General features: G+C 59.9%; 17 protein-coding genes and 1 tRNA gene. 9 read left to right on the forward strand and 9 right to left on the reverse strand.

Going from position 1 to position 18,137, the window contains the following annotated elements; all coding sequences use genetic code 11:
* Positions 1-21: 21 nt before the first annotated feature.
* The 9 genes from tolR (at position 22) to nadA (ending at position 7,223) form a co-directional block, all read left to right on the forward strand.
* On the forward strand, positions 22-474 hold the full coding sequence (tolR, locus tag KGA81_RS22870) for a protein TolR (RefSeq protein WP_162135951.1): 453 nt from the start codon (positions 22-24) through the stop codon (positions 472-474).
* On the forward strand, positions 474-1,553 hold the full coding sequence (tolA, locus tag KGA81_RS22875) for a cell envelope integrity protein TolA (RefSeq protein ID WP_223548713.1): 1,080 nt from the start codon (positions 474-476) through the stop codon (positions 1,551-1,553). Before tolR ends, tolA begins: the two co-directional genes overlap by 1 nt.
* 17 nt (positions 1,554-1,570) lie before the next feature.
* Entirely contained in the window at positions 1,571-2,851 is a 1,281-nt protein-coding gene (gene tolB, locus KGA81_RS22880) for a Tol-Pal system beta propeller repeat protein TolB (protein ID WP_218427092.1), read from the forward strand.
* A 52-nt stretch (positions 2,852-2,903) separates the two neighbouring features.
* Positions 2,904-3,401: a peptidoglycan-associated lipoprotein Pal gene (gene pal, locus KGA81_RS22885; protein WP_003178634.1), complete on the forward strand. Its 498-nt coding sequence runs from the start codon at positions 2,904-2,906 to the stop codon at positions 3,399-3,401.
* Positions 3,402-3,407: 6 nt separating this feature from the next.
* Positions 3,408-4,247 (forward strand): tol-pal system protein YbgF, encoded by an 840-nt coding sequence (gene ybgF, locus KGA81_RS22890; protein ID WP_223548715.1) that lies wholly within the window; start codon positions 3,408-3,410, stop codon positions 4,245-4,247.
* A 166-nt stretch (positions 4,248-4,413) separates the two neighbouring features.
* Positions 4,414-5,061 carry a 7-carboxy-7-deazaguanine synthase QueE gene (queE, locus tag KGA81_RS22895; protein ID WP_223548717.1) on the forward strand — a complete coding sequence of 216 codons (648 nt, stop codon included), beginning with the start codon at positions 4,414-4,416 and terminating at the stop codon, positions 5,059-5,061.
* Between the two features lies 1 nt (position 5,062).
* Complete coding sequence (gene queC / locus KGA81_RS22900) at positions 5,063-5,755, forward strand: 7-cyano-7-deazaguanine synthase QueC (RefSeq protein ID WP_223548719.1); 693 nt, start codon at positions 5,063-5,065, stop codon at positions 5,753-5,755.
* Positions 5,756-5,818: 63 nt separating this feature from the next.
* Positions 5,819-5,894: transfer RNA gene (locus KGA81_RS22905), tRNA-Lys, on the forward strand.
* Between the two features lie 270 nt (positions 5,895-6,164).
* On the forward strand, positions 6,165-7,223 hold the full coding sequence (nadA, locus tag KGA81_RS22910) for a quinolinate synthase NadA (RefSeq protein ID WP_223548721.1): 1,059 nt from the start codon (positions 6,165-6,167) through the stop codon (positions 7,221-7,223).
* Positions 7,224-7,359: 136 nt separating this feature from the next.
* Here nadA and KGA81_RS22915 read toward each other — a convergent pair whose 3' ends face one another.
* The 9 genes from KGA81_RS22915 to arcC form a co-directional block, all read right to left on the reverse strand.
* Positions 7,360-7,848: an RDD family protein gene (locus KGA81_RS22915; protein WP_223548723.1), complete on the reverse strand. Its 489-nt coding sequence runs from the start codon at positions 7,846-7,848 to the stop codon at positions 7,360-7,362.
* A gap of 95 nt (positions 7,849-7,943) precedes the next feature.
* On the reverse strand, positions 7,944-8,156 hold the full coding sequence (locus KGA81_RS22920) for a cold-shock protein (protein ID WP_007931076.1): 213 nt from the start codon (positions 8,154-8,156) through the stop codon (positions 7,944-7,946).
* A gap of 404 nt (positions 8,157-8,560) precedes the next feature.
* On the reverse strand, positions 8,561-9,685 hold the full coding sequence (gene gcvT / locus KGA81_RS22925; protein ID WP_223548725.1) for a glycine cleavage system aminomethyltransferase GcvT: 1,125 nt from the start codon (positions 9,683-9,685) through the stop codon (positions 8,561-8,563).
* A gap of 36 nt (positions 9,686-9,721) precedes the next feature.
* Positions 9,722-11,098, reverse strand: coding sequence for an L-serine ammonia-lyase (locus tag KGA81_RS22930; RefSeq protein ID WP_223548727.1), 1,377 nt, complete (start codon positions 11,096-11,098; stop codon positions 9,722-9,724).
* 201 nt (positions 11,099-11,299) lie between these two features.
* Positions 11,300-14,152 (reverse strand): aminomethyl-transferring glycine dehydrogenase, encoded by a 2,853-nt coding sequence (gene gcvP / locus KGA81_RS22935; protein WP_223548729.1) that lies wholly within the window; start codon positions 14,150-14,152, stop codon positions 11,300-11,302.
* An 11-nt stretch (positions 14,153-14,163) separates the two neighbouring features.
* Positions 14,164-14,547 (reverse strand): glycine cleavage system protein GcvH, encoded by a 384-nt coding sequence (gene gcvH, locus KGA81_RS22940; RefSeq protein ID WP_223548731.1) that lies wholly within the window; start codon positions 14,545-14,547, stop codon positions 14,164-14,166.
* Between the two features lie 419 nt (positions 14,548-14,966).
* Positions 14,967-16,475 carry a sigma-54-dependent transcriptional regulator gene (locus tag KGA81_RS22945; RefSeq protein ID WP_223548734.1) on the reverse strand — a complete coding sequence of 503 codons (1,509 nt, stop codon included), beginning with the start codon at positions 16,473-16,475 and terminating at the stop codon, positions 14,967-14,969.
* A 232-nt stretch (positions 16,476-16,707) separates the two neighbouring features.
* Positions 16,708-17,070 carry a DUF5064 family protein gene (locus tag KGA81_RS22950; protein WP_223548736.1) on the reverse strand — a complete coding sequence of 121 codons (363 nt, stop codon included), beginning with the start codon at positions 17,068-17,070 and terminating at the stop codon, positions 16,708-16,710.
* Between the two features lie 64 nt (positions 17,071-17,134).
* Positions 17,135-18,064 (reverse strand): carbamate kinase, encoded by a 930-nt coding sequence (gene arcC / locus KGA81_RS22955; RefSeq protein WP_223548738.1) that lies wholly within the window; start codon positions 18,062-18,064, stop codon positions 17,135-17,137.
* Between the last annotated feature and the right edge of the window lie 73 nt (positions 18,065-18,137).

Genomic DNA, 18,137 nt, shown 5'->3' on the forward strand with positions numbered 1-18,137 from the left:
AGGTAATTTCCAATGGCTTTAATCGCTCGAGCTCGCAAAAAGCGCAAGCCGGTCGCCGAGATGAACGTGGTGCCTTACATCGACGTGATGTTGGTGCTGCTGGTCATCTTCATGGTGACCGCGCCGATGCTCAATCAGGGCGTGAAAGTTGATCTGCCCAAGGTTTCCAGCGAAGCCTTGCCGCAGGACAACAACACTCAGGTCCTGACCATTTCCATCAAATCCGACAAGACCTACTACTGGAACCTTGGCAGCGAAGTCGACACCGAAAAGCAGCAGGATCGGGCCATGACGCTGCCGCAGATGACTGACGCGGTGACCAAGATCATTCGCGTCGGCAACGAAGGCGGCAAGCGTACCCAGGTCTTCATTCGCGGCGACAAGAGTGTCGATTACGGCTCCGTCATGGGCGCCATGGGCGGGTTGCAGAAAGCCGGGGTCGGTAATGTTGGCTTGATTACCGAGGCCCCCTGATGCAGCAACAGCGAGAGCCGTCCGCCTCGGAAAGCTACTTCTGGCCTAGTGTCTGGGCGATTGGCTTGCACGTGCTGGTGTTCGGCATGCTGTTCGTCAGTTTTGCCTTTACCCCGGAACTGCCGCCGGCCAAGCCGATTGTCCAGGCGACCTTGTACCAGCTGAAATCGAAAAGTCGGGCGACCACCCAGACCAATCAGAAGATTGCCGGTGAAGCGCAGAAATCTGCTGCGCGTCAGACCGAAGTCGAGCAGATGGAACAGAAAAAGGTCGAGCAGGAAGCGGTGAAGGCTGCGGAACAAAAGAAAGAAGAGGCGGCTCAAAAGGCCGAAGAAGCCAAGAAGGCTGACGAGGCGAAGAAAGCGGACGAGGCGAAAAAGGCTGATGAAGCCAAGAAAGCCGACGCTGCGAAGAAAACCGCGGAAGCGAAGAAGGCAGAAGAGAAACAATTGGCTGATATAGCCAAGAAGAAAGCCGAAGAAGAAGCCAAGAAAGCGGCGGAAGAAGAGGCCAAGAAAGCGGCCGCTGAAGAAGCCAAGAAGAAGATCGTCGAAGACGCGAAGAAGAAAGCCGCGGAAGACGCCAAGAAGAAAGCTGAAGCTGAGGAGGCGAAGAAGAAAGTCGCCGAGGAAGCGAAGAAGAAAGCTACTGCCGATGCTGCGAAGAAGAAATCGCAGGACGCGGCACGTAAATCCGCCGAAGACAAAAAGGCCCAGGCCCTGGCAGATTTGCTTTCCGACACGCCGCAGCGTCAGCAGGCCTTGGCCGATGAGCAGGGCGACGAAGTCGCCGGCAGCTTCGATGACCTGATTCGTGCGCGTGCAGCGGAAGGCTGGGCTCGTCCTCCTTCGGCACGCAAAGGCATGACGGTCGTGTTGCAAATCGGCATGTTGCCGGACGGTACGGTGACTTCGGTCAGTGTGTCCAGGTCCAGTGGCGACGGTCCGTTTGACGCCTCGGCTGTTGCAGCGGTGAAGAATATTGGACGTTTGACAGAAATGCAGGGAATGAAGCCGAGTGATTTCGCTCCGTATCGTTCATTCAAGATGACATTCACACCTGAGGATCTAGCCTTGTGAGAAACCTTCTACGAGGAATGCTGGTCGTTATCTGCTGCATGGCAGGGATGGCGATGGCAGATGAGAAAAACATTCTGGTTACCAGCGGCAGCGATCGGGCGACCCCGATCGCCGTTGTGCCGTTCGGCTTCCAGGGTGGTAGCGTGCTGCCGGACGATATGGCGGAAATCATCGGTAACGACCTGCGCAACTCGGGTTACTACTCGCCGCTTCCAAAGCAGAACATGATCAGCCAGCCGAGCCAGGCCAGCGAAATCATCTTCCGTGACTTCAAGGCGCTGGGTGCCCAGTACGTCATGGTCGGCAGCATCGTGCCGGCGGGCGGTCGCCTGCAGGTGCAATACGCACTGTTCAACGTGGCCACCGAGCAGCAAGTGCTGACCGGCAGCGTATCGGGCGGCGTCGATCAGTTGCGCGACATGGCGCACTACATCTCCGACCAGTCGTTCGAAAAACTCACGGGTATCAAGGGGGCCTTCTCGACTCGCCTGCTGTACGTAACAGCCGAGCGTTTCTCCGAGAACAACACTCGCTACACCCTGCAGCGTTCGGACTACGACGGTGCCCGCGCCGTGACCCTGCTGCAATCGCGCGAGCCGATCCTGTCGCCGCGTTTCGCACCGGATGGCAAGCGCATCGCTTATGTCTCCTTCGAGCAGAAGCGTCCACGCATCTTCATGCAGAACATCGACACCGGTCGCCGTGAGCAGATCACCAACTTCGAAGGCCTGAACGGTGCGCCAGCCTGGTCGCCGGATGGCAATCGCCTGGCGTTCGTGCTGTCCAAAGACGGCAACCCGGACATCTATGTGATGAACCTGGGTTCGCGTCAGATCACCCGCGTCACCAATGGTCCTGGCATCAACACCGAACCGTTCTGGGGCAAGGATGGCTCAACCATCTACTTCACCTCAGACCGTGGCGGCAAGCCGCAGATCTACAAGACCAGCGCGGGGGGTGGCGGTGCCGAGCGTGTGACGTTCGTCGGTAACTACAACGCCAACCCTAAACTGTCGGCTGATGAAAAGACGCTTGTCATGATTCACCGTCAGGATGGCTTCACCAATTTCAAGGTGGCGGCCCAGGATTTGCAACGCGGTAGTGTAAAGATCCTCACTGATAGCACTCTGGACGAGTCGCCCACTGTCGCGCCCAACGGCACCATGGTAATCTACGCCACCCGCCAGCAGGGCCGGGGAGTCTTGATGCTCGTGTCCATCAATGGACGCGTAAGGCTCCCGCTTCCTACCGCACAAGGCGAAGTCAGAGAACCTTCCTGGTCCCCTTTCCTGAACTGACGCGGCGCTATACGTTTTACTTAACACACTGGGGTTCATTAGGAGTTTCACGATGGAAATGCTGAAGTTTGGTAAATTTGCTGCGCTGGCACTGGCCATGGCTGTAGCTGTAGGTTGCTCGTCCAAAGGCGGCGACAATGCCGGTGAAGGCGCGGTAGATCCAAACGCTGGTTACGGCGCAAACACTGGTGCAGTTGACGGCTCCCTGAGCGAAGAAGCTGCCCTGCGCGCTATCACCACTTTCTACTTCGAATACGATAGCTCGGACCTGAAGCCAGAAGCCATGCGCGCTCTGGACGTTCACGCCAAAGACCTGAAAGCAAACGGCGCTCGCGTTGTTCTGGAAGGCAACACCGACGAACGTGGTACTCGTGAGTACAACATGGCACTGGGCGAGCGTCGTGCGAAAGCCGTTCAGCGCTACCTGGTACTGCAAGGCGTTTCCCCAGCTCAGCTGGAACTGGTTTCCTACGGCGAAGAGCGTCCAGTTGCTACCGGCAACGACGAGCAGTCCTGGGCTCAAAACCGTCGCGTCGAACTGCGTAAGTAATTCGTCATGCGAACGTGCCGTCGTGCTGTAACTGTTTTGGCTCTCAGCCTCGCACCGCTTGCGGTGTGGGCTGCGGTTCCTGTGGTCGAGGACAACTCCGGCTATAACAATAGCGGGAGCAGTTATCCGCCTGCGGGTTACGGTACGAACGGCGCCTATGCCGGGGGAGGGGTTTCGACTCCTGTCTCGGCACAGGGTCAGCTGTTCAACCAACTGCAACAAATGCAGGAGCAGATCTCGCGCCAACAGGGTGTGATCGAAGAACTGCAAAACGATGTAGCGCGCATGAAGCAGGAAAACCTGGAGCGATACCAGGATCTTGATCGGCGCATAGGAACCGGTGTTGCACCAGCCGCGACTCCTGAAAATTCTTCCACCGGTGGCGGATTGAACGCCCCCGGTGCAGCCGCGGGTGCGGCAGCTGGCGCAGCCGCTGCTCAAGCACCTGCCGCGGGTAGCGAGCCGGCAGATCCAGCGAAGGAAAAGCTGTATTACGATGCTGCCTTCGACCTGATCAAGGCCAAGGATTTCGACAAGGCCAGCCAGGCTTTCGCCGCATTCCTGCGCAAATACCCCAATAGCCAGTACGCGGGCAATGCCCAGTACTGGTTGGGCGAAGTGAATCTGGCCAAAGGCGATCTGCAAGGTGCAGGTCAGGCCTTTGCCAAGGTTTCGCAGCTGTATCCGAAACACGCCAAAGTGCCTGATTCGCTATACAAGCTTGCTGATGTGGAGCGCCGCCTGGGTCATACCGACCGGGTCAAAGGCATTTTGCAGCAGGTGGTGTCCCAATATCCGGGCACTTCCGCCGCTCAGTTGGCCCAACGCGATCTGCAGAAAATGTAAGCCTGCTTGACCGGCTTTGAAGAAACCCGCGCTTGTCGCGGGTTTTTTCGTTAGAATTCACGCCCATTTTATGAAATACGCTTTTTGGGATCTGCGCATTGCCGGGGTTCCTTGAAGTGCCTGACGGAGGCGGACAGCCTGTTTAGCTGTTACGCCCGTGGCGACTATGCAAGACACATTGAGAATCACCGAAGTTTTCTACTCGTTGCAGGGTGAAACTCGGACTGCGGGGCTGCCCACTGTTTTTGTGCGCCTGACCGGTTGTCCGTTACGTTGCCAATACTGCGACAGCGCCTACGCGTTCACCGGTGGGACCATCCGCACCCTCGACGATATCCTCGAGCAGGTCGCCGGTTTTCGTCCGCGATATGTCTGTGTCACGGGCGGCGAGCCCCTGGCGCAACCCAACGCCATTCCCTTGCTCAAGCGCCTGTGTGACGCCGGTTACGAAGTGTCGCTGGAAACCAGTGGTTCTATTGATATCTCGGCGGTAGATTCCCGGGTCAGTCGCGTTGTCGACCTGAAAACCCCGGGTTCGAAGGAAGCGCACCGTAACCGCTACGAAAACATTGAGCAGCTCACGCCCAACGATCAGGTGAAGTTTGTCATCTGCTCGCGGGAGGACTATGACTGGTCCGTTTCCAAGCTGATCCAGTACGGTCTTGACCGGCGTGCCGGCGAAGTCCTGTTCTCGCCAAGTCACCATGATCTCAATGCCCGGGATCTGGCGGACTGGGTGGTGGCGGACAACCTGCCAGTGCGTTTGCAATTGCAGCTGCATAAATATCTATGGAATGACGAGCCGGGGCGCTGAAATGACTGAACAACTCAATACTGCTGAAAAACGTGCGGTCATCCTGCTGTCCGGCGGCCTGGACTCTGCGACCGTCGTGGCCATGGCGCGCGCCGAAGGCTATAGCTGCTACACCATGAGCTTCGACTACGGTCAGCGCTCTCACGCCGAACTGTACGCCGCCGAGCGTGTGGCACGGGACCTGGGGGTGGTCGAGCACAAGGTGATCGGTCTGAACCTGAACGGCATGGGCGGCTCGGCGTTGACCGATAGCAGCATCGAGATTCCCGAGGAGCCCGGTGAAGGCATTCCGGTGACTTACGTGCCGGCGCGCAACACGGTGTTCCTGTCCCTGGCCCTGGGTTGGGCTGAAGTGCTCGGCGCGCGGGACATCTTCATCGGCGTCAATGCGGTGGATTACTCCGGTTACCCGGACTGCCGTCCCGAGTTCATCGAGTCGTTCGAGCGCATGGCCAACCTGGCGACCAAAGCTGGCGTGGAAGGCAATGGCTTCCGCATTCAGGCACCGCTGCAAAACCTCAGCAAGGCGCAGATCGTCCAGGCGGGCGTGAAGCTTGGCGTGAACTATGGGCTGACCGTTTCCTGCTATCAGGCAGACGATGATGGCCGTGCGTGCGGCAAGTGCGACAGCTGCCGACTGCGTGCAGAAGGCTTTGCGGCGGCCGGAATCAGCGATCCAACCCCTTATTTTTGATTTATTTCAAAATAGGTGTTGAATAGTCCTTAAAAATCAGTATTATACGCGCCACCACACAGCGGGTCGTTAGCTCAGTTGGTAGAGCAGTTGGCTTTTAACCAATTGGTCGTAGGTTCGAATCCCACACGACCCACCATTTTTGGCGGTTTAGAAAATCCGGAAGGCCCACGCAAGTGAGGATTTCCGGGTTTTTTTTTGCCCGCGATTCAAGTCCGCTTCGCTGCGGGGTGCTGCGCATGACGCAGGTCAGAATCATCTTTTGCATCCGTCGGATATTCTGTAGCCTTGCGCAGCTTCAACGCTGTCCGTGCCTGATCAATACTCACTTTCCCGGCGGTACCCCGATGGGTCTGGAGCCGGGTGTATACTCGACTTTCGCGCAAATGCGCTTGCAGGTCTTGCGAACATGACGCAAATTTCCGAACGCCTTCTGGTTCAAGCCCACCTCGACGCCAAGCAGCCCAAGCCGCTGACCGCCGATGAAGAGGCTTATTACCGTGCCGCCATCGCTGCCGAGCTCAAGGCTCAGGACGCGGTGCTGGTGGCCCACTTCTATTGTGACCCTGTGATTCAGGCGCTGGCCGAAGAGACGGGCGGTTGTGTCTCCGACTCGCTGGAGATGGCTCGTTTCGGCAACGCCCATCCGGCCAAGACCGTGGTCGTCGCCGGTGTGAAGTTCATGGGTGAGACCGCCAAGATCCTCAACCCGGAAAAGCGCGTGCTGATGCCGACGCTCGAAGCGACCTGTTCGCTTGACCTGGGTTGCCCTGTGGACGAATTTTCCGCGTTCTGCGATCAACACCCGGAGCGCACGGTGGTGGTGTACGCCAACACGTCGGCTGCGGTAAAGGCCCGAGCGGATTGGGTGGTGACTTCAAGCTGTGCGCTGGAGATCGTCGAAAGCCTGATGGACAACGGCGAGACCATCATCTGGGGCCCGGACAAGCACCTGGGGACCTACATCCAGCGCCAGACCGGTGCCGACATGCTGCTGTGGGACGGTGCCTGTATCGTTCACGAAGAGTTCAAGTCCAAGCAGCTTGAAGACATGAAGGTGCTGTACCCGGATGCTGCGATCCTGGTGCACCCGGAGTCACCGACCTCAGTGATCGAACTGGCGGACGCCGTGGGTTCGACCAGTCAGTTGATCGCGGCGGCCCAGAGCCTGCCGAACAAGACGCTGATCGTGGCGACCGACCGCGGCATCTTCTACAAGATGCAGCAGCTGTGCCCCGACAAGGTCTTTATCGAGGCCCCAACGGCAGGTAACGGCGCGACGTGCCGCAGTTGTGCGCATTGCCCGTGGATGGCCATGAACACCCTTGAGCGCACGCTCAAGGCGTTGAAGGAAGGGTCGAACGAGATCTTTGTCGACCCGGCGCTGATCCCGCAGGCGATCCGGCCGCTCAAGCGCATGCTCGATTTCACCCAGGCGGCGCGGATGAAGCTGGCCGGTAACGCCTGAGATCTTTCAACCAGGCCCAAAAAAACTGTGGGAGCGAGCTTGCTCGCGATAGCGGTGTATCAGTCACCATTGAAATTGACTGACACTACGCCATCGCGAGCAAGCTCGCTCCCACAGTGGTTTCTGTGTCGGAAAATTACTTGGTCTTCTTTGGAATACGTACGAGCTGGGTATTGGAGTACATGTCATGCCAGCTGCGTTTGTGCTTGTCGAACAGCGACCAGAAGAATCCCAGGCCAACGCAAAGCAGCGAGGCAATCGACACCACAAAGCGCAGCAGCGCCTGCCACAGGCTGATGGACGAGCCATCGGCGTTCTGCAGGCGGATGCACCAGACTTGCATGCCCAGGGTCTGGCCAGACCAGGTCCAGAATTTGGCGAAGAAGCCGAACAATACGAACAGCAGCACTGTGGAGAGCAGGGGATCGCCGTCCAGCGCGCCCGCTTCGGTCAGGGTGCGCATTCTTTCTTCGCCGATGATCGCCATCTGGATCATCTTGTAGATGCCGCTGGTGACGATCAGGAGGGCGGTACACAGCAGGAAATCATAGAACATGGCTGCCAGGCGACGACCCAGGCCAGCGGCAGGAAAGTCGCCCTGGGGGGTAAGCAGGTGTTTCGACATGGCAGGCTCTCGGCGGAAAAAGAAGCCATTTTACGGATTTGCGCGCACAAAAAAGCCCCCGATGTCAGCACCAGAGGCTTTTTCGTTACAGAAGATTAACCTTCCGCTTGTACTTCGTCGGCCTGCATGCCTTTCTGGCCCTGCACGGCGATGAAAGTCACTTTCTGGCCTTCTTTCAGGCTCTTGAAGCCGTTGCCCTGGATGGCGCGGAAATGTACGAACAGATCCGGACCGCTTTCAGGAGTGATAAAACCAAAACCTTTCTCGTCGTTAAACCACTTGACGGTACCGCTCTGACGTTGGGACATTTCTTATTTCCTTTGACGCAAAAAATTGATGACAGTCTCCTTCTTGTGAAAGAGTACTGGGGCTGGTTGCAGGAGAGTAAGAAGACGTCGAACGGGATGTAGCTAACTTGTAGGCTACTGCCCAGGTCACGATTCCAAGCGACCCATGCAAACACAGTGAACAAACTCTACGCCAACTACGGGAGAAAAAACAAGCCCCGTGAAGGCCCGTATTTCCTCAGGTTGATGGCATTTAGTCAGTCCACTAGTGGGGCCTTATACGCCAGCGTTATTCAATTGCTTTCGATCGTTATAAGCAAAGTTCATAATCGAAGCTTAGAGCCAAACAATGCACTATTTTATGGCGGTTGCGTTACACATTAGTGCGCAGTTAACGCAACCGCGTTACTTATAGGAACATTTAATCAGCCGCGATAGTAGCGTTGTGGAACAAATGGCATTTTGCTTACAAGCAAAGGCACCTTTTTCCCACGAACGATCGCCCAAACGGGTGTGTCCAGTGCGATATAAGCGCTGTCGACATAACCCATGGCCAGCGGCCCACCCAGGGTCGGTCCGAAACCGCCGCTGCAGACGCTGCCGATGATGTCGCCGGCTTCGTTGACGATCTCGGCACCTTCACGCACGGGTGTACGTTCCTGGGGTAGCAGGCCTACACGTTTGCGGTTCACGCCTGTCTGTTGCTGAGTGAATACGGTTTCGGCGCCAGGGAAACCACCGGCCCGCGCACCATCGGCGCGACGTGGCTTGGAGATCGCCCACAGCAGGCTTGCTTCGATCGGGGTGGTGTCGGCGTTCATGTCGTGGCCGTACAGGCACAGGCCGGCTTCCAGGCGCAGGGAGTCGCGGGCGCCAAGACCGATGGCGGCCACTTCCGGTTCGGCCAGCAGAGCGCGAGCCAAGGCTTCGGCGTCGGCGGCGGGTACGGAAATTTCGAAACCGTCTTCACCGGTGTAGCCCGAGCGGCTGACAAAGCAGTCCACGCCCAGCAGTTTCACGCGGGCGAACTGCATGAAGGTCATCTTCGCAACGGTAGGCGCGAGACGTGCCAGTACGGTGACGGCGACAGGGCCTTGCAGGGCGAGCAGGGCGCGCTCTTCGAACAACGGCTCGATCGTGCACTGGTCGCCAATGTGCTGGCGCAGGTGTGCGAGGTCCTGATCCTTGCACGCGGCGTTGACCACCAGGAACAGTTCGTCGTTACCCAGGTTGGCGACCATCAGGTCGTCGAGGATGCCGCCGGTCGCGTTGGTGAACATGGCGTAGCGCTGCATGCCCACCGGCAGGTCGATGATGTCCACCGGCACCAGGGTTTCCAGGGCCTTGGCGGCATTGGCGCCGGTCAGGCGGATCTGGCCCATGTGCGAGACATCGAACAGCCCGGCCTGGTCGCGGGTGTGCTGGTGTTCTTTCATCACGCCCAGCGGGTATTGCACGGGCATGTCGTAGCCGGCGAACGGCACCATGCGCGCGCCGAGTTCGATGTGCAGTGCGTGCAACGGGGTTTTCAACAGTTGTTCGGTGGACATATTCAGCTCCTGAAGAAGGGTGCAGATGAGCGCGCATCAGCACTCGATAATGTTGACCGCCAAACCGCCACGGGCGGTTTCCTTGTATTTGCTTTTCATGTCGGCGCCGGTCTGGCGCATGGTGCGGATGACCTTGTCGAGGGAGACGAAGTGTTGTCCGTCGCCGCGCATGGCCATGCGCACGGCATTGATGGCCTTGACCGAGCCCATGGCGTTGCGCTCGATGCAAGGCACTTGCACCAGCCCGCCAATCGGGTCGCAGGTCAGCCCGAGGTTGTGTTCCATGCCGATTTCCGCGGCGTTCTCCACTTGTTGCACGGTGCCGCCAAGCACTTCACACAAGGCACCGGCGGCCATCGAGCAGGCGACGCCGACTTCGCCCTGGCAGCCGACTTCGGCGCCGGAGATCGAGGCGTTTTCCTTGTACAGAATGCCGATGGCCGCGGCGGTCAGCAGGAATCGCACCACGCCGTCGTCATTGGCGCCCGGGATAAAGCGCATGTAGTAGTGCAACACCGCTGGAATGATCCCCGCTGCACCGTTGGTGGGTGCGGTCACGACGCGCCCGCCGTTGGCGTTCTCCTCGTTGACCGCCAGTGCGTAGAGATTGACCCAGTCGAGCACCGACAACGGGTCGCGCAAAGACGATTCAGGGTTCTTGCACAATTGCCGATGCAGCGCGGCGGCTCGGCGTTTGACCTTCAGCCCGCCAGGCAGGATGCCTTCGTTGCGGCATCCGGCGGCGACGCAGTCCTGCATCACCTGCCAGATTTTCAGCAGGCCAGCGCGGGTTTCCGCTTCCGGACGCCAGGCGCTTTCGTTGGTCAGCATCACCTGGCTGATCGACAGCCCGTATTTGACGCAATGACCGAGAAGATCCTTGGCGCTTTTGAACGGAAAGGTCAGGGGGGTGGCATCTTCGACGATGCGGTCGGCGCCGGCGGCGTCCTCATCGACCACAAAACCGCCGCCGACCGAGTAGTACTCGCGACTGCGGATCTGCAGGCCCGCCGCGTCGAAGGCACGAAAAATCATGCCGTTGGGGTGATAGGGCAACGGTTTGCGAATCATCGCCAGGTGTTCTTTCTCGTTGAACGCAATGCTGTGTTCACCGAGCAGGTTCAAGCGTGCGTTGCTGCGGATTTCTTGCAGGCGCGCGGCGACGGTTTCCGTATCCACGGTGTCCGGGTGTTCGCCTTCCAGGCCCAGCAGTACCGCCTTGTCACTGCCGTGGCCTTTACCGGTGGCGCCGAGCGAGCCGTACAGCTCGACTTTGACGCAGGTGGTGGCCGGCAGCAGCCCTTCACGGCGCAGACCTTCGACGAAACGCGCCGCGGCGCGCATCGGGCCGACGGTGTGGGAACTGGAGGGGCCGATGCCAATCTTGAACAGGTCGAACACGCTTAACGACATGGTGGTTCTCCGGTTTCTTGTTATAGGAACAGGCGGAAAAATCTGTGGGAAGACCGGGGCCTGTAGGAGCTGGCTTGCCAGCGAAAGCATTGTGTCAGGCAACATTTGTGTCGGCTGATGCGCCGTTTTCGCTGGCAAGCCAGCTCCTACAAGGGGTTGCGGTGTTCTTGAGAGGGGCGGGCAACCCGCCCCCTCATTGGTTTAAGCGTAGCTTTCGATCGACGGGCAGGCGCAGACCAGGTTGCGGTCGCCAAACACGTTGTCGACACGACCGACCGGCGGCCAGTACTTGCCTTCGATCAGCGACGCAACCGGGTACACCGCTTGCTCGCGGCTGTACGGGTGCGACCACTCGCCGACCAGCTCCTTGGCGGTGTGCGGCGCGTTTTTCAGCGGGTTGTCGTCCTTGTCCAGGGTGCCGTTTTCCACCGCGCGGATTTCTTCGCGGATGCGGATCATGGCGTCGCAGAAGCGATCCAGTTCTTCTTTGGATTCGCTTTCGGTCGGTTCGATCATCAGCGTGCCGGCCACCGGGAACGACATGGTCGGTGCGTGGAAGCCGAAGTCGATCAGGCGCTTGGCGACGTCATCGACGCTGATGCCGCTGCTGTCTTTGAGCGGACGCAGGTCGAGGATGCACTCGTGCGCCACCAGGCCATTGCTGCCGGTGTACAGAACCGGGTAGTGCTCTTCGAGGCGACGGGAGATGTAGTTGGCATTGAGGATCGCCAGCTGCGATGCACGCTTGAGACCCGCGCCACCCATCATGCGAATGTACATCCAGGTGATCGGCAGAATGCTCGCGCTGCCGAACGGTGCCGCGCAAACGGCGCCTTCCTTGCGTTCCATCTGCGCGTGGCCTGGCAGGAATGGTGCCAAGTGCGATTTCACGCCGATCGGGCCGACGCCCGGGCCGCCACCGCCGTGTGGAATGCAGAAGGTCTTGTGCAGGTTCAGGTGCGACACGTCGCCGCCGAACTTGCCCGGCGCGCAGAGGCCGACCATGGCGTTCATGTTGGCGCCGTCGATGTACACCTGGCCGCCGTTGTCGTGAACGATGCCGCAGATTTCGCGGATGCCTTCTTCGAACACGCCGTGGGTCGACGGGTAGGTGATCATCAGCGCGGCGAGGTGTTCGCGGTGCTCGATGGCCTTGGCGCGCAGGTCTTCGATGTCGACGTTGCCGCGGGCATCGCAAGCGGTGACGACCACGCGCATGCCGGCCATGTTGGCGGTGGCCGGGTTGGTGCCATGGGCCGACGACGGGATCAGGCAGATGTCGCGACGGTCTTCGCCACGGCTCTGGTGGTAGGCACGGATCGCCAGCAGACCTGCGTATTCACCCTGGGAACCGGCGTTCGGTTGCAGGGACACCGAGTCATAACCGGTGGCGGCGCAGAGCATCGCTTCCAGTTCGTCGGTCAGTTGCTGATAGCCGGCACTCTGCTCGGCGGGGGCGAATGGGTGCAGGGCGCCGAACTCGGCCCAGGTCACCGGGATCATTTCGCTGGCGGCGTTGAGTTTCATGGTGCACGAACCCAGCGGGATCATGGTGCGGTCCAGTGCCAGGTCCTTGTCCGCCAGTTTGCGCAGGTAGCGCATCAGCTCGGTTTCCGAGTGATAGCGGTTGAACACCGGGTGGCTGAGGATTGGCGACTGACGCACCAGCGCTGCCGGGATGGCGCTTTGCACCGAGGCGGCGAGGGCGGCGAAGTCTGGCAGCGCCTTGCCGTCGGACAGCAGGCTCCACAGGGCCTCAACGTCGGCCTGAGTGGTGGTTTCGTCCAGGGACAGGCCCAGGCGCTCGCCATCGACCACGCGCAGGTTGATGCGCTGGGCGTGTGCCTTGTCGTGCAGGGCGGCGGTTTGCGCGCCGGTCTTCACGGTCAGGGTGTCGAAGAAGCTCGCTTGCTCGACGTTCAGACCCAATGCGCTCAAGCCTTTGGCCAGGATTGCAGTCAGGTGATGGATGCGATTGGCGATCTGCGTCAGGCCTTTCGGACCGTGGTACACGGCGTACATGCTGGCGATGTTGGCCAGCAGTACTTGCGCGGTGCAGATGTTGCTGGTGGCTTTCTCGCGACGGATGTGTTGCTCGCGGGTCTGCATGGCCAGGCGCAGGGCCGGGTTGCCGAAACGGTCTACGGAAACACCGACCAGGCGGCCCGGCATGTCACGCTTGAACGCGTCCTTGGTGGAGAAGTACGCCGCGTGCGGGCCACCGAAGCCCAGCGGCACGCCGAAGCGCTGTGCACTGCCGATGGCCACGTCGGCGCCGAATTCGCCCGGTGCGGTCAGCACGGTCAGGGCCAGCAGGTCGGCAGCCACGGCAACGAGGGCGTTGGCGGCGTGCAAGCGTTCGGTCAGCTCGCGGTAATCGAACAGGTCACCGTTGCTTGCCGGGTATTGCAGCAGGGCGCCGAAGAACGGCGTCACGTCGGTCAGTTCGCGTTCATCGCCCACCACCACTTCGATGCCCAAAGGCTCGGCACGGGTGCGCAGGACGTCGAGGGTCTGCGGGTGGCAATGCACGGAGGCGAAGAATTGGTGGCTGCCCTTGTTCTTGCTCAGGCGTTTGCAGAAGGTCATGGCTTCGGCAGCGGCGGTGGCTTCGTCGAGCAAGGAGGCGTTGGCGATCGGCAGGCCGGTGAGGTCGCTGATCAGGGTCTGGAAGTTCAGCAGCGCTTCGAGACGGCCTTGGGAGATTTCTGGCTGGTACGGGGTGTAGGCGGTGTACCAGGCCGGGTTTTCCAGCAGGTTGCGCAGGATCGGCGACGGCGTGTGGGTGCCGTAGTAGCCTTGGCCGATGTAGGTCTTGAACAGCTGGTTCTTGCCGGCGATAGCCTTGATCGAAGCCAGGGCATCGGCTTCGCTCAGGCCGTCTTCCAGGCCGAGGACGCTGGTGCCCTTGATGCTGTCGGGAATCACGCTGGCGCTCAGGGCTTGCAGGGAGTCGAAGCCAAGGCTGTTGAGCATGGCTTGCTCGTCACCGGCGCGCGGGCCGATGTGACGGGCGATGAATTCGTTGGCGGTGGTCAGATTGACTTGGGTCATGTCAGCGCTCCTCAGGCTTCGGCTTGGGCTTTGATCAGGCGGTCGTAGGCGTCCTGATCCAGCAGTTGGGCGACAGCCGAGGCGTCGCTTGGCTGGAAGCGGAAGAACCAGCCTTCGCCCAGCGGATCTTCGTTGACCAGTTCCGGGCTGCTGTCCAGCGCCGGGTTCACTTCCAGCACTTCGCCGTCCAGTGGCATGTACACGCCGCTGGCAGCCTTTACCGATTCCACGGTGGCGGCTTCGGCGCCTTTGTCGTAGGCCTGCAGCTCAGGCAGTTGAACGAAAACCACGTCGCCCAGGGCGTTCTGTGCGAAAGCGGTGATGCCGACCGTGACGCTGCCGTCAGCTTCGGTGCGCAGCCATTCGTGATCTTCAGTAAAACGCAACTCGCTCATGGAAACTCCTAAGGGGCCAGACTCGTCTGGTGGACGTGATTGAATGCTTGGGCGATGCCCGGGTTATGGAGGACTACTTAGCAAGAATGCGGCCAATGTTGTTTTTATTGTTATTTATCAATTGGTTAGTTGGTTTCGATAAAGGCTGAAAATCAATCGTTGTAGCGAAATCGATACGGTAGATGTCCAGGATAAAAGCCGAGGTGGATCAAAGCCTTGCACAGCCGTGATCGGAGAGGGGTGTAGCGATATCGTTCCGCTGTAGCGCTTTCAGTACAGGTAGAGGTCGTTTTTGAATGCCGCTGCATTTCTGTAGGAGCTGGCTTGCCAGCGAATGGGCCACCCCGCACCACATCAGTTTGAGGGGGGGGCAAAAATCGCCTTCGCTGGCAAGCCAGCTCCTACAGGTGTGTGCAGTGTCAGGACCTGTTGGGTATGCCGTACTTGCGCAACCGATGGGCAATTGCGGTGTGGGAGGTTTGCAGGCGGGTCGCCAGTTGCCGGGTCGAGGGATAGCTGACGTAGAGTTTTTCCAGCAGGGTTTTCTCGAATTCGTCCATGGCCTGTTCCAGGCTGTCGACGTCATGGTCGCCCTGGCGGGCCACCGAGGTGCCGGCGATGTCGAGGTCGCCGATGTCCACCAGGCTGCTTTCGCAGATCGCCGCGGCACGGAAGATCACGTTCTGCAATTGCCGTACGTTGCCCGGCCAGCGGTTGCCCAGCAGCGCCGGGTAAGTGCCCGGCGCCAGGCGACAGATCGGGCGCTGGATCTGCGCACAGGCCTGCTGCATGAAGTAGCGGGCCAGCAGCAGAATGTCCTGACCGCGCTCACGCAACGGCGGGACTTCAACATTGAGGACATTGAGGCGATAGAACAGGTCTTCGCGGAACAGGCCTTCGCTGACCATCTTCTCCAGGTCGCGGTGGGTCGCGCTGAGGATCCGTACGTTGACCTTGACCTCACGGTCTCCGCCGACCCGGCGAAAGCTGCCGTCGTTGAGGAAACGCAGCAATTTTGCCTGCAAATACGGCGACATCTCGCCGATTTCATCGAGAAACACCGTGCCCTGGTTGGCCAGTTCCATGAGCCCCGGCTTACCGCCTCGTTGCGCGCCGGTGAAGGCGCCGGGGGCGTAGCCGAACAGTTCGCTTTCGGCGAGGTTCTCCGGCAATGCCGCGCAGTTCAACGCCAGAAACGGTGAGCTGTACCGGGCGCTGATGGCGTGGCAGGCCCGGGCCACCAGTTCCTTGCCGGTGCCGGTTTCACCCTGGATCAACAGCGGTGCATCGAGGGCCGCCACCCGCTGGGCGCGCGCCTTGAGGGTGCGGATCACCGGGGACTCGCCGAGCAGTGCGTCAAAACCTTCGGCGTGGTCATGGTGCAGTGCGGAAAGGCGTTCGCCGATGCGGTTCGGTTGATACAGGGTCAGCAGGGCGCCGGCGTCGGTGATCGGTGTGGCGTCGAGCAACAGGGTCTGGCCGTTGACGGTGATTTCCCGCAGCGGCAGGCGAAAGCCGTGTTCGAGCAGGGCGTCGAGCAAGGCCGGGTCGTTAAACAGCTCGGCCACGCTTTCACCGTTCGGTTCGCGGCCGTACAGGGCGATCAGGGCCGGGTTGGCCAGCAGCACCTTGCCGTCGCTGTCCAGCGCCAGCACCGGGTCGGTCATGGCCGCCAGCAACGCGTCGAGCTGCAAGTGTCGGCGCTGGCCGGGCAGGATGTCGACCACCGTTACCGCTTGCACGCCACGCACGCTGAACAGGGCATCGCGCAATTCCTCGAGCACTTGCGGGCTCAGGGTCGGGGCGTCGATATAAACGTTGGGCGGGACCATTTCCACCGCATCCAGGTTCAGATTGCGCCCACCGAGCAAGGCCAGGACTTCCTGGGTGATACCGACGCGGTCGATGAAGCTGACGTGGATACGCATGGGGCGGTCTTGGGTTCTGCAGTACGAAGGGTGGCAAGTATGCCTTGGGGCGGGCTAATGGTGAAATGTGCCGCCGATATTCAGGACGACATTATCCCCTGTGGGAGCGAGCTTGCTCGCAATGGCAGTGTGTCAGTCAACATCAATGTTGGATGACAGGCCGCTATCGTCGGAACGCCGCCCGGAGCAAGCTCGCTCCCACAGTGATCGGTGGTGTTCACAGAATCCGGGGTTACTCCAGGTGCTCGGGTTTGACCGGGTCGCCCGATTTCATGTTCAACTGCGCCCGCACGTCCTCGAACATCGCGTCGTAATGCTTGTGGATCGAGCCGATGTTGCTATGGGTTTTCGGGATGCCATGCTTCTCGGCAATCTTGGTGACGTTGCTGGCGAAGTTGTAGGCCATGTCCTTGGGCAGGAAGAACGACTCGCTCATGTCCTTGTTCTGAATGCTGCCGTGCATTTTGAACAGCATCCCTTTGCCTTCCTTGGGATCCTGGCTGACTTCATAGTCGATATGGATGTTGTAGCTGACGTCGCCCTTGCTCAGCGCGTGTCGCTCGATGTGCAGGTGACCCGGCTCGAACGTTGCCATTGTTGACTCTCCTTCAAAAGGTCTTGAATCAGGGCAGACCCCAGGCCTGCCTGCGGAGTTTCGTTTATTGATAGCTGATGCCCGGTGTTGCCGTACTGATGCGTGTACCGGCGGTGCCCTGGACAATCGCTTCGATGTCCGCGAGCGAGCCGATCACTGCGACTTTTCCAGTATGGCGTGCGAATTCGCAGGCTGCCTGCACCTTCGGTCCCATGGAGCCGGCGGCGAAGCCGAGTTTGTCCATTTCGTCGGGGTGGGCCTGGGCGATGGCTTTCTGCGTGGGTTTGCCAAAGTCGATGAAGGCGGCGTTGACGTCGGTGGCGATCACCAGCAGATCGGCTTCAAGTTGCTCGGCCAGCAGTGCCGAGCACAGGTCTTTGTCGATCACCGCTTCGACGCCTTCGAGTTTGCCGGGCGAGGTATACAGGGTCGGAATGCCGCCGCCACCGGCGCAGATCACGATGCTGCCTTTTTCCAGCAGCCATTTGATCGGACGGATTTCGAAGATGCGTTTCGGTTTCGGGCTGGCGACCACGCGGCGGTATTTGTCGCCGTCCGGGGCAATGGCCCAGCCTTTTTCGGCAGCCAGTTTTTCCGCATCGGCCTTGCTGTAGACCGGGCCGATGGGTTTGGTCGGGTTCTTGAACGCCGGGTCATTGGCATCGACTTCGACCTGGGTCAGCAGGGTCGCGAAGGGCACTTCGAAGTCCAGCAGGTTGCCCAGTTCCTGTTCGATGATGTAGCCGATCATGCCTTCGGTTTCAGCACCGAGCACGTCCAGCGGATAGGGCGAAACCGAGGTATAGGCCGCCGCCTGCAAAGACAGCAGGCCGACCTGCGGGCCATTGCCGTGGGCGATGACCAGTTGGTTACCGGGATGGATCCTGGCGATCTGTTCGGTGGCGATCCGGATGTTGGCGCGCTGGTTGTCAGCGGTCATCGGTTCGCCCCGGCGGAGCAGGGCATTACCGCCCAGAGCTACGACAATACGCATGGTGCAGTCCTTCTTAAAGAGAAGTAAACGGGCGACTCGGTCTGTCGATGGAACCCGATCCTGTGGGAGCGAG

The sequence above is a fragment of the Pseudomonas sp. A-B-19 genome, from assembly GCF_019947515.1.
Lineage (GTDB): Bacteria > Pseudomonadota > Gammaproteobacteria > Pseudomonadales > Pseudomonadaceae > Aquipseudomonas.